Here is a 12,125-nt window from a genome sequence, read left to right as displayed (position 1 = left end):
TCAAGCCGAAGGTGCGGCTCTTGAGAGGTCAAACGTCCCGGGTGCGTCCTTTCATCCCGACCTTTTTGAAGTTTGTCCGGTCACTCCCCCGCCAGCACGCCGCGGCCGGCCCCCACGGCCACCGGCGAGGTGCGCAGGTCGAAGGCCACCAGGCCCTTGCCGTAGACGGGATCGGCGCCCTGCGCGCCCAGGTCCCTGGCCTGACGCGACAGGGTGGCCACCGCGCGGTCCGCATCGGCCTTGTCCGGCTCCGGAAGGTCGAGCGCCAGGCGTCCGGCCACCAACGGCGCGGCGAAGGAGGTGCCGCGCAGGGCCACATAGCCGCCCTGGCTGGACGCGCCCGCCATGTCGGCGCCGGGGGCGGCGAAGTCCACATGTCCGCCACGTCCGGCCTCGGGCAGCACCCGGCGCCGCGAATCGACCCCGGTGACCGCCACCACCCCCGGATAGGCCGCCGGATAGAGCGGCGGGGCGGCCGGTCCATCATTGCCCACGGCGGCCACCACCAGGTGCCCTCGGGCCGTCAGGGCGGCCACGGCGGCCCTCAGGGTGACGTTGGGCGGGCCCACCAAGCTGACATTGATCACCGGGACCTTGCTGCGGGCCATCCAGGCCAGGGCCTGGGCGATGATCGCCGCCGAGCCTCCGGTGGGGGAGCCGCCATAGACATCGGCCACCAGCAGCCGGGCGCCCGGCGCCGCGCCCCGGAAGGCGCGCGAGCGTCCCACCATCAGCGACGCCACCGCCGTGCCGTGGGCGCTGACCTTCAGACCGCCCGGCGCGAAGCCGCGCTGCTCCACCGGACCCAGGCTGGGATGAGCCGCCACGCCGCCGTCCACCAGGCCGATGCGGACGCCGGAACCGCCGCCCCCCGCGGCGCGGACACCGGCCTCGCCCGCGGCCGTCCCCGCGCCGAGATAGATGTGGTTGAAGTCATACTGTCCCTGCGGATCCAGGGCCTGCAGGCGCCGCACCGCCTCGCGGGCCGGGACTCCGGCGGGCGGGGTCAGGGTGACGGTGCTGAGGTCCAGTCCCTCAAGACGCGTCTCGTCCCCGACTCGGAAGCCGGCCTTCCTCGCGATGGCCAGGGACTGCGGGGAGGGCGACAGGATCAGCACCTCGCCGCGCACCACCGCCTGGCCGTGGTCGTCCACGTCGATGACGTCGGCATGGTCGCGGATCAGCGCCTGAACCTGCCGGCCGCGCAGGGCGCTGAGGGTCTGGCCTTCCAGAGACTGGGCTTGGCGCGCCAGGCCGCTTACCGTCGGCAAGCGTGGCGCCGCGACAGCCGGCAGGGGGAGGTCGGGGAAGCCGCCCATCGGCAGTCCGCCGCCTCCGGGTATCGACGGCAAGCCGCCCAGCTGCGCACTGGCCGGAAGCGCCACGACGCTCATGGCCACGACGCTCAGCGAGCCGACGATCCAACAATGACAGGGGCCCATCGTGAATTCCCGTTCCCGATGGGGACCTAAGCGCGGCAGTGGCGTTTTGTTCCTCATGACGGGGATGGAACGCCCCGGCTCCGTCGTTTCATCCCCAGACAGAGGCGAGGTCTTGGACGAAATTCAGCGTGAGATCGTCGAACTGCTTCCTCGCCTGCGCCGCCTGGCGCGGGCGATCACCCGGGATGTCGCCGACGCCGACGACCTGACCCAGCTTACCGTGGAGCGCGCTCTGCTGCGCGCCGCCCAGTGGACGCCGGGGACCCGCCTCGATAGCTGGATGTACAGGATCATGAAGAACGCCTGGATCGACGAAGCCCGCGCCCGCAGCCGCCAGGCCCGGGTGTTCGCCCCTGAAGAGCAGGGGCTGAACATCGGAACCGACGGCGCGGCGGCCATGGAGGCCCATCTGCAGGCCGCCTCCGTGGAGCAGGCCATGGCGCGGCTGCCCGATGACCAGAGACTGGCCGTGGCGCTGGTGCTGGTGGAGGGGTTATCCTATCGCGAAGCGGCCGCGGTGCTGGAGGTTCCCGAAGGAACTCTCACCAGCCGTCTGGTCCGGGGCCGCAACGCCCTGTTGGCGGATCTGAGGGGTGCGGCATGAAAATCGATGACCGGAAACTGATCGCCTATGTCGATGGCGAGCTCGACGCCTTTGGGCGGGCCGAGGTGGAGGCCGCGGTGGCCGCGGACCCGGTGCTGGGCGTCCGCCTGGAGGAACACCGCCTGCTGCGGGCCAAGGTGGCCGGCGCCTATGCGAACGTCGCCCGGGAGAGCGTGCCGGCTCAGCTGATGGCCGCCGCCAAGGCCGGCGCCGAGGCTGACCCGGACAATGTGGTGAAGCTCGCCGACCGCCGGAAGCCGCCTCCCGCCCCCAAGCCGCAGGTCAAGGTCACCTTGCCCGCCTGGAGTTCCGTGGCCGCGACCCTGATGGTTGGCGCGGTGGCGGGCTATCTGATCTCCCAACAGAACGCCGGTGTCCTGGCCCCCAGCATGGACGGGGCCCTGGTGGCGAAGGGCGGGCTGGCCAGGGCGTTGAACAACAACCTCTCGGCCAGTTCCGGGCCGGCGCGCCTGGCGATCAGCTTCAAGACCGCCGACGGCCGCTATTGCCGGACCTTCCAGGCCGATGCTCAGCGCATCGCCGGGATCGCCTGCCGCGAGGGCCCTCGCTGGATCGCGCGCATGACCACGGCCGCGCCGGCCCCCACCAAGACCTTCGACTACCGCACGGCGGCCAGCGCCACCGCGCCGGCGGTGCTGGCGGCGGTGGACGGAATGATCGAAGGCGAGCCGCTGGATCGGGCCGGTGAGATGGCCGCCAAGGCGCGTCGCTGGCGGGACTAGCAACCATCCTTCCCCCTCGATGGGGGAAGGCTTCTGAGGCCTAGGCTCGCAAATCGAACAGCGTGCCCATCCGTTTGTCCTCGGTGCGCTGACGGGTGACGTCCTCGTCGGCCTCGCGGTTCTTCACCTGGTCCGGCTTGGGCTGGTCAGGCTTCCGCGCCGCGACCGCGGTGGGGCCGTCCTGATTGGCGGTGAAGGGCGCGGCGTTCTGCGCCGGCTTGGGCGGGAAGATCAGCCGACGTGTGGCGTAGTCAGCGGCGGCCGGGGGGGCGTTGATCGGGTCCATGCCGCCAACCTGACAGGGCAGCATCAAGGTTTCGTTCAGACTTTGTGTTAATTGCCGGAAAGCCTGTTCCACATATGCGAACGGCCGGCCCGTTGTCGGGGCCGGCCGTTCCATTGTCGGACCGCTCAGCGGCCCCGCAACCTGAAGCGCTTACGCGCAAGCCTCGTAAGCGGAGGCCCAGAGCACGGTTTCCACCTGCGGATGAAGACAATGAGACACTGGGTCACCTCCTTTCAGTTGTTGAACAAGACCTCGAATATGGGACCGATTTGATCGATCCGCAAACGTCGCCGTTGACGCATGCCGATTTCGTGTTCCGGCGCCTGTTCTCCGCCCCCGTAAACAGGGGAGGAAAGCCTAGCGTCGTCCGCTGGCGGCGGCCTTTTGCTGCAGGCTGGGCCGGCGGCGCAGGTCGGTGACTGGCACGCTCAGCTTGTCCAGGGCCTCGATCATCGCCTTGTAGCCCCCGGCCACGGCGGGCTCGTAAGCGGCCCAGTCGCGGATTTCGACGCCCGCCACCTCCGGCGTCACCAGCACGTCGGTGGCGTCGCGCGCCGCGGCCAGATCACGGCCGGTGGAGACCGTCGCCGCCCGCATGAGCAGGGAGACAATGGGCGGGCCCTTGCGCCACTGGCCTGAGAAGATCCAGCGCCAGACCGAGGACGGCCGCGCCACGTCGGCCGCGGTGATCGAGCGGCCCCTTGAGACGTCGATGCCGATGATCGGGCCCAGCTCGTTGATGCGCATCACGTCGGCGGGGAAGTTCTTCATCACCGCCCCGTCCACCAGCACGTCGTTGTTGTGGGTGGCCGGCGGCAGGATGCCGGGCAGGGAGATGGTGGCCCGCAGCGCCTCGCGCAGCAGGCCGCGCCGGTGCAGCTGGTAGGTCCCTGTGGTCAGGTTCGATGACAGGCAGAAGAACGGCAGCCACATGTCGGCGATCTGCACCTCGCCGAAATGCTCGGCCAGGCGGTCGCGCACCTTCTCGCCCCGGGTCATGGCCAGCAGGGGGATGGCGATATCGTCCAGCGGACTGGTGTTCACGAAGGCGGCGCGGATGCGCCACTCCATCTCAGCCTCGTCCCAGCCCAGGGCCACACCGGCGGCGATGATGGCGCCCATGGAGACGCCGCCCACGAAGTCGATGGGCACCTTGCGTTCGCGCAGGGCCTTCACCGCGCCGATATGGGCATAGGCCCGCGCGCCGCCGCCCGAGAGAACCAGGCCGACCGCCTGGCCGGTGAGGACCCGGGCGATACGCTGAACGTCGCCAGCGTGGTCTCGGCGCATATGGAACAGGCGCGAGGGCTTGGCGGCGTCCATCCACGCCTCGGAGCCCGCCGGCGCCTTCGCGCCGCGCCTCTGGACCAGGATCAGGTCCACCAGGTTCTGGCCCTGCAGGGGTTCGTTGGCGTGGGGATGGTCGAGCGGCGGGGCGACGTCGCCCCGGCCGAGGCGAAACAGCCGGTCCACCTGACGCCCCACCACCTGGCGCCAGCCCAGGTCCTCGGCCTCGGCGCAGTAGAGGACGAAGTCGTAGTCCCGCTCGACCTCTGAGAACCATTCGGTGGGGGCGTGCTGCGCCTCCGCCCCGATGACCGTGACCGAATAGCCCAGCTTGCCGATCTCTCGGGCGATACGATCCACCTGGGGGCGCACGGCGACCGGGTCGCCGATGGTGACGAAGCCGAACACCGAGGGCGCCGCGCCCGATGACTTGGTGGCGGCCTGGCGGCTGCGCAGGATCATCAGCCGGGCCAGTTCGACCATGACTTCGGAGTCATCGTCGCAGGCGTCGAAGAAGGCCTCGCGGGGCAGGGCGAAGATTTCCGAATCCCGCAGGGCCACCACATGGCCCGAATGCGGCACGCCGGAGATCATCGACATCTCGCCGGCGGGCTCGCCGGGGCGGATCACGCCCAGGAACTGCGGCTCGTGGCCCTCCTCGCGGCGGAAGGCCCCCAGGCGCCCGGCGCGCACGAAGTAGAGATGATCGGCCGGCTCCCCGGCGTCGAACAGTGTCACGCCGCCGGGAAGGGAGAACCACGTGGCCTCGCCCTGGGCGCGCTCGTCCTCGAAGAGCCTGGACAGCGCTGAGTCGGTCGATATGCCGGGAAGGTTCGCCACGGAGCGGGAGCCTAAGGTGTGTTTCCTCCAACTGTGAACCGGTTTTGCGCGGGACAGGGTTCGGCTGCGGCGCGATGTCCGGTTTGACTTGGCGCAAGTTTCGCCGCGCCGATCTCGGCCAGGATCGCGCCATGACTCAAAGCTCTCATTTCCAGCAGCTCCTCGACGCCGCCACCGCCCAGCCCGATCCGCAGCGCCTGCTGTTCGTCTTCGCCGCCGCCGAACTGCCCGACGGCGCCACGCAGGCCCAGCGCGAACGCTTCCTGGCCGGGGAGGGCGGGGCGCTCGCCCCCCTGATGTGCGTGGACAAGGCGCCCGGCGAGCTGGCCGACTTCGGGGCCTTGCTGGCCGAATCGCGACGCGCCGGTCCGCCCTGGCAGGTGGCCTTCGCCGCCAGTCTGTCCGGAACGGGCGGTGTCGCCCCCACCACGGCCCAGATCGAGGTGGCCCTGCAGTCCATGGTCGACGCCGTCCGCGTCGGCGGGGTCGGCCGCTTCGCCGCCTATGGCCCGGATGGCGAGCCCATCCTGTTCCAATAGGGGGCGCACCCTCGGCGCTCCTTACGCCCCATGCGGGGTCGGATGGGGTCGATCTCCCTGTCCGATAAACCTCCAACGTCATCCCGGCCGCAGCGAAGCGGAGAGCCGGGACCCAGTGGCCGCAATCAATCCCCCTGGGTCCCGGGTCTCCCCTGCGGGTCGCCCGGGATGACGGGAGTTGTTGTTCTGAGGGGGAGCGTGACCCCCGACCCTGCACCGCAGGGCCACCTTCTCCCCTTGCGGAAGAAGGACAGGGACGCGCGCCCGAGCCCAGTGGAGAAGGGGCTATTCTCCGTTTCAGATCTATCCGCCTGAAGCGGAAGGGGTCCCGCGCGCCCCTAGCCTGGGTCGCCCGGCCCGGCTATGCCTTGCCCATGCCCCAACTGAAGTCCGCCATCGACACCAAAGGCGAGGCCTTCCAGGCCAACGAACAGGTCAACCGCGCCCTGGTGGCGCAGCTGCGCGAGCGGGTCGCCGCCGCGGCGCTCGGCGGCCCCGAAGACTCTCGGAAACGCCACGCCGGCCGCGGCAAGCTGCTGCCCCGCGAGCGGGTCATGCGCCTGCTGGACGCCGGATCGCCCTTCCTGGAGGTCGGCGCGCTCACCGCCCACGGCCTCTATGACGGCGAGGCGCCGGGCGCTGGCGTCATCACCGGCATCGGCCGGGTCTCGGGCCGCGAGGTGATGATCGTCGCCAACGACGCCACGGTGAAGGGCGGGGCCTATTTCCCCCTGACCGTGAAGAAGCACCTGCGCGCGCAAGAGGTGGCGATGCAGAACCGGCTGCCCTGCATCTACCTGGTGGATAGCGGCGGCGCGAACCTGCCTCACCAGGCCGAGGTCTTCCCCGACCGCGACCACTTCGGCCGAATCTTCTTCAACCAGGCCCGGATGAGCGGCGAGGGCATTGCCCAGATCGCCTGCGTCATGGGTTCCTGCACCGCTGGCGGGGCCTATGTCCCGGCCATGAGCGACGAGACGGTCATCGTGCGCGGGACCGGCGAGGAGAGCCAGGGTACCATCTTCCTGGGCGGTCCGCCCCTGGTGAAGGCCGCTACCGGCGAGGTGATCAGCGCCACCGAACTGGGGGGCGCCGACACCCACGGCCGACGCTCGGGCGTGGTGGACCATGTGGCGGTGGACGACGAGCACGCCCTGCAGATCGTCCGCTCCATCGTCGCCAACCTGAACACCCGCAAGCCCGACCAGGTCGTCCTGGCCGAACCCCGCGAGCCGCTGTTTGATCCCCACGAGCTCTACGGCATCGTCCCCACCGACGTCCGCGCGCCCTATGACGTGCGCGAGGTGATCGCCCGCATCGTCGACGGGTCGGAGTTCGACGAGTTCAAGGCGCTGTACGGCACGACCCTGGTCACCGGATTCGCCCGCATCTGGGGCCAGCCGGTCGCCATCCTGGCCAACAATGGCGTGCTGTTCTCGGAAAGCGCCCTGAAGGGCGCCCACTTCATCGAACTGGCCTGCAAGCGCGGGATCCCGCTGGTCTTCCTGCAAAACATCTCGGGCTTCATGGTCGGCGGAAAGTACGAGGCCGGCGGCATCGCCAAGGATGGCGCCAAGCTGGTCACAGCCGTCGCCTGCGCCGAGGTGCCCAAGTTCACCGTCCTGATCGGCGGCTCCTTCGGGGCCGGCAACTACGGCATGTGCGGCCGGGCCTATTCCCCGCGCTTCATGTGGACCTGGCCCAACAGCCGGATCAGCGTCATGGGCGGCGAACAGGCCGCCAGCGTGCTGGCCACGATTCGCCGCGACGGCGTGGAGGCGAGGGGCGGCGATTGGCCTGCGAGCGAGGAAGAGGCCTTCAAGGCCCCGATCCGCGACCGCTACGAAACCGAGGGCGACCCATATTTCGCCACTGCCAGGCTCTGGGACGACGGGATAATCGATCCGGTCCAGACCCGCGACGTGCTGGGCCTCTCGATCTCCGCGGCCCTCAACGCGCCTATTCCGGAAACCAGGTTCGGTATCTTCCGCATGTAGCGGCCTTCGGGGGGAGGACGGTTTGAACGCGCTCTGGAACGTCGGCACCCTCGACCGGGTGATCTTCATGTTCCCGGTGACGGTCTTCGCCGTGATCCTGGCGGGCGTCCTCTACCGCCTGGGCCGCAAGCGGCGGATCCGGACCACCGAATTCTGGGAGCCGATCGTCGCCTGCCTGACCGTGGTCCTGGTCTTCGTGGGTATCTACGCCGGTTACGCGTCCTTCCGGAACCAGACCCGGCTGGCGGCGGAGACCGCCCTGAACGAGGGCGCCGACAACCTGTTCGCCGTGGAAATCGACCACCCGGAACTCCGCTGCCTCTATTCCAACTTCGGCCACGACGACCCGGCCGGATGCGTCGCTCGCCTGGCCGCCGACCGCGATCGCTGGAGCCTGGCCATCTTCTATGTCGAGGAGAGCTGGTTCACCCTGGAGAAGGCCAGCGAGGACCGCGCCAACTGGGGCTCGCAGTATGCGGGTGACATCGGCTACTGGGCTGACGACGTCTCCGACGATCCCTCGGGAATGTTCGCCTTCTACCTTCTGAACCAGCACAGCGTGCCAGCCGCCAAGGCCCGCATGGCCCGGGCCGGCGTGTGCATCGCCGATCTCTGCGACGGCTATTCGAAGGTGCGCGGCGCGCTGATCAAGGCCCAGGCCGCCGAAGGTCCCGATCTCTGCGCGAGCCCTCAGGTGAGGGCGCAATCGCGGAGCCCTTGCCCGGACTAGCCGCCCATCAGGGCGCGGGCCACCTGGCCCACCAGGACGCCCAGGCTGACGGCGGTGGCCATCACGCCGAGGGTCAGGGCGAGGTTGGCGGTGGTGCGACGCGCAAGCTTGCCGCGGGGGCGCCGGGCCGGCCCGGCTGTCGCCTGGGCGCCGCCGAGCGCCTGGGTGAGGGACAGCGCATCTGCGGTCCTGGGCATGGTCATCCTTTCCGCGGGCGGCGGGGGGAAACCGCCGCGTATCGATCTCGGCGGATGTTTCGGACAGAGCGGCCCCCGGATCAACCGGCCTTCGGCCCGGATTGGGCCGTTATCTCCGGCATGGTGACAGAATCGCCATAGGCGCGTCGCGCGAAGTCAGGACCTATGTCAAAGCGTCGGCGTTGGGCTTATGTCCCCATCACGCAGTTCGAAAAACGAGGCTCCCATGACCAATCCCATCGCCGATCCCCTGGTCGAGGTTCTCGACACCGATGTGGACCAATCCCTGGTGCGGATCGAAGCCACGGTCGAAGGCGTCGCCATGGTGACCATCAACCGCCCGGAGCGGCGCAACGCCTTCGACGCCCGGCTGATCGCGGCGCTGCACGAAGCTTTCGAGACCCTGCAGGGCGCCGAGGGCGTCCGGGTGGTCTTCCTGCGCGGCGCGGGCGGGATCTTCAGCGCCGGCGCTGACCTCGACTGGATGCGCGAGGCCGCAGACCGCACTGAGAGCGACAATCGCGAAGACGCCTACGCCATGGCCAAGATGCTCAAGAGCCTCTGGGACATCCCGGCCCTGACCGTGGCCCTGGTGGAGGGCGGCGCCTATGGCGGTGGGGCCGGCCTGGCCGCCACCTGCGACATCGCCGTCGCCACGGCGGACGCCAAGTTCAGCTTCGCGGAGGTCCGTCTGGGCCTGATCGCCGCCACTGTCAGCCCCTATGTGGTGGGCGCGGTGGGGCCGCGCACGGCGCGGGCGCTGTTCGCCACCGGCTCGGTGTTCGATGCGGCCTATGCCGAGAAGGTCGGCCTGATCACCGAGGTGGTGGCCGACACGGCGGGACTCGACGCCGCCTGCGCCCGCATCGCCACCGAGATGATGGCCTGCGCGCCCATCGCGGTGGCCGATTCCAAGAAGCTGGTGGAGGATGTCGCCTATCGGCCCATCGCCGACATGATGGAAGAGACTTCCAAGCGCATCGCCCGCACCCGGGTCAGCCCCGAAGGGCAGGAGGGCGTCCGCGCCTTCCTCGACAAGCGCAAGCCGTCCTGGGCCGTCTGATCCTCCCCTGGCAGGACTCTCCGCGCCCCACTAGGATCGCGGCATGATCAGATCCGTCCTCGTCGCCAATCGCGGCGAAATCGCCCGGCGCGTCTTCAAGACCGCCCGCCGCATGGGTATCGCCACGGTGGCCGTCTATTCGGAGGCCGACGCCGACGCGCTCCATGTTCGCGAGGCTGACCAGGCGGTGCTGATCGGCCCCGCCGCCGCCCGCGAGAGCTATCTGGTGGGCGAGAAGATCATCGCCGCCGCGCGGCAGACCGGCGCCGAGGCTGTCCATCCCGGCTATGGCTTCCTGTCCGAGAACGCCGCCTTCGCCGAGGCGGTTATGGCGGCCGGGCTTATCTGGATCGGCCCGCCGCCGGCCGCCATCCAGGCCATGGGCTTGAAAGACGCCGCCAAGTCCTTGATGCAGAAGGCCAATGTCCCAGTGACGCCGGGCTATCTGGGCGACGACCAGTCCCTGGAACACCTGCAGGCGGTGACTGAAGTCATCGGCTATCCCGTGCTGATCAAGGCCGTGGCCGGCGGTGGCGGCAAGGGCATGCGCAGGGTCGACCGGCCGGAGGACTTCGCCGCCGCGCTCGCCTCCTGCCAGCGGGAGGCCGCCGCCAGCTTCGGCGACGCCAAGGTGCTGATCGAAACCTACGTCACCCGGCCGCGCCACATCGAGGTGCAGATCTTCGGGGACAGCCACGGCAATGTCGTCCACCTGTTCGAGCGCGACTGCTCCCTGCAGCGCCGCCACCAGAAGGTCATCGAGGAGGCGCCGGCGCCGGGCATGAGCGAAGCCGCCCGCGCCGCCGTGACCGCCGCCGCCGTCGCGGCCGCCCGGGCGGTGAACTATGTCGGCGCCGGCACGGTGGAGTTCATCGCCGACGCCAGTTCAGGCCTGCAGCCCGACCGCATCTGGTTCATGGAGATGAACACCCGCCTGCAGGTGGAGCACCCGGTCACCGAGGCCGTCACCGGGGTCGACCTGGTGGAGTGGCAGTTCCGCGTCGCCTCGGGCGAGCCGCTGCCGCTGGCCCAGGATCAGATCCGGCTGAACGGCCACGCGGTGGAAGCCCGCCTCTATGCCGAGAACCCGGCCGCGGGCTTCCTGCCCTCCATCGGCGTGCTGGAGCATTTCGTCCTGCCCGGCGACATCCGCGTCGATGCCGGCGTGGAGCAGGGCGGCGAGGTCAGCCCCTTCTATGATCCCATGATCGCCAAGCTGATCGCTCACGCGCCCACTCGTGAGGGCGCCAGCGATCAACTCGCCCAGGCCTGCGCAGAGGTGGAGGTATGGCCGGTGAAGACCAATGCCGGCTTCCTGGCCCGCTGTCTCGACCACCCCGACTTCATCGCCGGCGAGGTGGACACCGGCTTCATCGAGCGCAACCTGGAAGACCTCGTCTCGACTCCCGCGCCCTCCGACCAACTCCTGGCGGTGGCCGCCGCGGCGGCGCTGGCGGAGCGCGACGAAGACCAGGCCAATCCCTGGAAGGGCCTCACCGGCTTCCGCATGAACGCCGAGCCCCAGGCCACCGTGCGCCTGTTCCTGGAGGGGACCGCGGTCGACGCCCCCCTGCCGGAGGGCGATATCGAGGCCAACATCCTGATGACGCAGGACGGCGAGGTGGTGGTCTTCGAAGGCGGCGAGACCTATGTGCTCGCCACCCGCCCGCCCTTGCGCGATCTGGACGATGTGGCCGGCGACGCCCAGGTGCGCTCGCCCATGCCGGGCAAGGTGGTGGCCGTGGCGGTGTCTGTCGGCGACATGGTGGTGCGCGGCCAGCCCCTGCTGACCCTCGAGGCCATGAAGATGGAGCACGCGCTCACCGCGCCGTTCGACGGCGAGGTGGAGGCCCTGAACGTCTCTGTGGGCGACCAGGTCAGCGAGGGCGTGACCCTGGCGCGGCTGAAGGCGTCGGCCTGATGGCGTCCGGTCTGAACATGCTTCGCCTCTGCGTGGGCTGCGACACCATAGAGGACCTGCTGGCTTACCATCAGGACGAGAAAGAGCCCTGGCTGCTGCACACCCGCATGTCGCCCAAGCGCGGCGACGAACTGCTGGACGGCGGGTCCCTGTACCGCATCTTCAAGGGCATGATCCTGTGCCGCCAGAAGATCCTGGCCATCCGCACCGTGGGCGAACACCCCAACGTAAGGTGCGAGATCACCCTGGACCCGGAGATCATCCGCGTCGCGCCCACCCCGCGCCGCGCCTTCCAGGGCTGGCGATACTTCGACCAGAAGGACGTGCCGCCCGATCTGGACGCCGACGGCGACGGGGAGATTCCGACCGAGTTGGCGCGGCAGCTTCGGGAAGCCGGGGCCTGGTAGGCTCCGTCAATCCAATCACCACCGTCATCCCCGGGCTTGTCCCGGGGACCCATGATCTCCGCCCTGCCG

At 69.7% G+C, this 12,125-nt stretch carries 12 protein-coding genes; 8 read left to right on the top strand and 4 right to left on the bottom strand.

Annotated elements, in window-relative coordinates; all coding sequences use genetic code 11:
* Positions 1-80: 80 nt before the first annotated feature.
* A complete protein-coding gene (locus Q7J39_RS04545; RefSeq protein ID WP_304820880.1) occupies positions 81-1,442 on the bottom strand; it encodes a S8 family serine peptidase in 1,362 nt (453 codons plus the stop codon).
* A 112-nt stretch (positions 1,443-1,554) separates the two neighbouring features.
* Here Q7J39_RS04545 and Q7J39_RS04540 point away from each other — a divergent pair, with 112 nt between their 5' ends.
* Both Q7J39_RS04540 and Q7J39_RS04535 read left to right on the top strand, forming a co-directional pair.
* Complete coding sequence (locus Q7J39_RS04540; protein ID WP_304820878.1) at positions 1,555-2,046, top strand: RNA polymerase sigma factor; 492 nt, start codon at positions 1,555-1,557, stop codon at positions 2,044-2,046.
* Positions 2,043-2,789 (top strand): anti-sigma factor, encoded by a 747-nt coding sequence (locus tag Q7J39_RS04535; protein WP_304820876.1) that lies wholly within the window; start codon positions 2,043-2,045, stop codon positions 2,787-2,789. The genes Q7J39_RS04540 and Q7J39_RS04535 overlap by 4 nt, the downstream gene beginning before the upstream one ends.
* A gap of 40 nt (positions 2,790-2,829) precedes the next feature.
* Here Q7J39_RS04535 and Q7J39_RS04530 read toward each other — a convergent pair whose 3' ends face one another.
* Together Q7J39_RS04530 and Q7J39_RS04525 are read right to left on the bottom strand one after the other, a co-directional pair.
* On the bottom strand, positions 2,830-3,099 hold the full coding sequence (locus tag Q7J39_RS04530) for a hypothetical protein (RefSeq protein ID WP_304820873.1): 270 nt from the start codon (positions 3,097-3,099) through the stop codon (positions 2,830-2,832).
* A gap of 333 nt (positions 3,100-3,432) precedes the next feature.
* The gene (locus tag Q7J39_RS04525; RefSeq protein WP_304820871.1) at positions 3,433-5,202 is read right to left on the bottom strand and encodes a patatin-like phospholipase family protein; all 1,770 of its coding nucleotides are present in this window, start codon (positions 5,200-5,202) and stop codon (positions 3,433-3,435) included.
* Positions 5,203-5,333: 131 nt separating this feature from the next.
* Here Q7J39_RS04525 and Q7J39_RS04520 point away from each other — a divergent pair, with 131 nt between their 5' ends.
* From Q7J39_RS04520 to Q7J39_RS04510, 3 genes are all read left to right on the top strand, one after another.
* Entirely contained in the window at positions 5,334-5,741 is a 408-nt protein-coding gene (locus Q7J39_RS04520; RefSeq protein ID WP_304820869.1) for a ribonucleotide reductase subunit alpha, read from the top strand.
* 374 nt (positions 5,742-6,115) lie between these two features.
* Positions 6,116-7,738 carry a carboxyl transferase domain-containing protein gene (locus tag Q7J39_RS04515; RefSeq protein ID WP_304820867.1) on the top strand — a complete coding sequence of 541 codons (1,623 nt, stop codon included), beginning with the start codon at positions 6,116-6,118 and terminating at the stop codon, positions 7,736-7,738.
* A 22-nt stretch (positions 7,739-7,760) separates the two neighbouring features.
* Complete coding sequence (locus Q7J39_RS04510; RefSeq protein WP_304820865.1) at positions 7,761-8,468, top strand: hypothetical protein; 708 nt, start codon at positions 7,761-7,763, stop codon at positions 8,466-8,468.
* On the opposite strand, the gene Q7J39_RS04505 is transcribed toward Q7J39_RS04510, so the two are convergent.
* The gene (locus Q7J39_RS04505) at positions 8,465-8,665 is read right to left on the bottom strand and encodes a hypothetical protein (RefSeq protein WP_304820863.1); all 201 of its coding nucleotides are present in this window, start codon (positions 8,663-8,665) and stop codon (positions 8,465-8,467) included. The genes Q7J39_RS04510 and Q7J39_RS04505 overlap by 4 nt on opposite strands.
* 226 nt (positions 8,666-8,891) lie before the next feature.
* Here Q7J39_RS04505 and Q7J39_RS04500 point away from each other — a divergent pair, with 226 nt between their 5' ends.
* Genes Q7J39_RS04500 through Q7J39_RS04490 form a run of 3 tightly spaced genes read left to right on the top strand, consistent with a single transcriptional unit; the run spans position 8,892 to position 12,056 of the window.
* Positions 8,892-9,728 carry an enoyl-CoA hydratase-related protein gene (locus Q7J39_RS04500; protein WP_304820861.1) on the top strand — a complete coding sequence of 279 codons (837 nt, stop codon included), beginning with the start codon at positions 8,892-8,894 and terminating at the stop codon, positions 9,726-9,728.
* A 43-nt stretch (positions 9,729-9,771) separates the two neighbouring features.
* Entirely contained in the window at positions 9,772-11,649 is a 1,878-nt protein-coding gene (locus tag Q7J39_RS04495) for an acetyl/propionyl/methylcrotonyl-CoA carboxylase subunit alpha (protein ID WP_304820860.1), read from the top strand.
* Positions 11,649-12,056, top strand: coding sequence for a DUF1489 family protein (locus Q7J39_RS04490; protein ID WP_304820858.1), 408 nt, complete (start codon positions 11,649-11,651; stop codon positions 12,054-12,056). The genes Q7J39_RS04495 and Q7J39_RS04490 overlap by 1 nt, the downstream gene beginning before the upstream one ends.
* Positions 12,057-12,125: the final 69 nt, after the last annotated feature.

Origin of the sequence: Phenylobacterium sp., from assembly GCF_030651185.1 — a bacterium.
GTDB lineage: Bacteria > Pseudomonadota > Alphaproteobacteria > Caulobacterales > Caulobacteraceae > Phenylobacterium.
This window is presented reverse-complemented; position numbering and strand designations above follow the sequence as displayed.